This is a genomic window from Halorubrum tibetense (assembly GCF_042661865.1).
Taxonomy (GTDB): Archaea; Halobacteriota; Halobacteria; order Halobacteriales; family Haloferacaceae; genus Halorubrum; species Halorubrum tibetense.
In genome coordinates this window covers 1-1,252 of the sequence record NZ_JBHSWW010000458.1, presented here as the reverse complement: position 1 = coordinate 1,252, position 1,252 = coordinate 1, and the positions used below count along the sequence as shown (strand labels likewise).

Genomic DNA, 1,252 nt, shown 5'->3' with positions numbered 1-1,252 from the left:
CGTTCGCCCGAGCTCGTCGACGAGGCCCAGCCGACACGCGATCCGCCAGCATCCCCCGTCGGTTCGACGGCGGGCAGCGAGCACCGCGGGGACGACGTCGAGGTCGACGCCGACGGCGACCACGTTCCGACGGCCGGCGAGCGTATCCGCGAGGTCGTTCCGGAGTCCGCCGTCACGTTCGCTAGCACCCTCGGTGTCGACATCGGCGGCAGCGTCGCTATTGGCGTCGCTGTCGACATCGGTGGTAGCGTCGTCGCCGTCTGCACCGGGCATACGCCAGCTGGCGGACGAACCCGAATGAACGTTCCGGCGGTTATGGACCGAGACGGAAGTCGAGAAGAGGCCGCTGAACCGTCCACGACGCGCCCGGTCAGGGGGCCCGGGCGATCACGAGGTACCCGGTGTGACCGACGCCGCCCGTCGACGGGCGGGAGCCGCGATCGGAGAAGTCCATCTCCCGCTGGATCGTCTCGCGCGTCTCGATCTCGACGAGGCCGGCCTCGCGGGCGGCACGCACGGCCTCGCGAGTGCCCTCGACGAACGGAGAGTAGACGGCGACGTACCCGCCGGAAACGAGCAGCGCTCCGGCCCGTTCGACGACCGCCGGCGCGTCCCCGGTATCGAGCGTGAGCACGTGGAGCGGGTCGTCGGCCGCGAGCGCGTCCAGGTGCGCCGTGAGGTCGCCCGTCCGGACCTCGACGCGGTCGTCGACACCCGCGATCCGCATGTTCTCGCGGGCGACCTCGGCGAACTCGGGGTCGATCTCGTAGGAGGTCACGTCCGCGTCGACGCGTCCGAGGTGTGCCGCGAGGATCCCCGTTCCGGTGCCCGCATCGAGGACGCGATCGCCACGGCTCACGCCGGTGAGCCCCAACACGAGGCCGATGTCGCGCGGCATCATCGGCGCGCCGGTGCGTTCGAGGTGGTCGAACAGGTCGGGTCCGCGCAGTTCGCGGACCTCGAACACGGTTCCGAGGTGCGTCTCGACGGTGTCGCCGGCGGCGACGTCCTCGGGGACCTCGATCACCCCGAGATCGGTGCCGAACTCCGCGCCCGGTTCGAGGAGGTACTCGCGGTCCTCGTGAACCAACAGGTACGCGGCGTCAGTCGACGGGTCGTCGACGGACGACCCGTCGGCCGATGAGCCGTTGGTCGACGAGCCGTCGGTCACTCGAGGGCGGCGATCGCGGCCGCGAGGTCGCCGTCGTTGTCCTCCAGCGTCTCGCGGGCGGTCGACTTCGGGACGCCGGCC

At 71.3% G+C, this 1,252-nt stretch carries 1 protein-coding gene and 1 pseudogene; both read right to left on the bottom strand.

Translation table 11 applies throughout. The features are described from left to right. A pseudogene (locus ACFQEU_RS16150) lies at window positions 1-273 on the bottom strand (transcriptional regulator TbsP domain-containing protein); the annotation flags it as partial. Window positions 274-370: 97 nt separating this feature from the next. After that, on the bottom strand, window positions 371-1,093 hold the full coding sequence (locus tag ACFQEU_RS16145; protein ID WP_379783821.1) for a methyltransferase domain-containing protein: 723 nt from the start codon (window positions 1,091-1,093) through the stop codon (window positions 371-373). Window positions 1,094-1,252: the final 159 nt, after the last annotated feature.